Here is a 317-nt window from a genome sequence, read left to right on the forward strand (position 1 = left end):
TCAGCGATGCCGCTGCCTCCCAGCTAACCGCGGATTCGTGTTGCAGGGCGGAGACGTACTCTTGCGAGTAGAGGGGGGAGGAATGAATATTTTCCATTCCCTCAGCGTTTGCTACATAGCATTCATCCAGTGTTGGTACATCTCCGCCTCTGGCGTGAAGAATCCACGCCACCGGCTTGCTAATATTTTGTAATTGCTTATTGTTCACTGTAAATTCTCCAAATCGTTAGCCAAAAACCTCAGAGGTGCCAAGTGATTTCCACATATGAAATAATTGGCAAAGCTGTTGACCAATTAATTCACGAGGGCAATGGTGA

At 47.3% G+C, this 317-nt stretch carries 1 pseudogene; it reads right to left on the bottom strand.

The features are described 5' to 3' along the window. A pseudogene (locus AC2FC2_RS27040) lies at nt 1-208 on the bottom strand (hypothetical protein); the annotation flags it as partial. Nucleotides 209-317 lie beyond the last annotated feature (109 nt).

Source organism: Serratia sp. CoH_122_TC_1 (assembly GCF_058191755.1).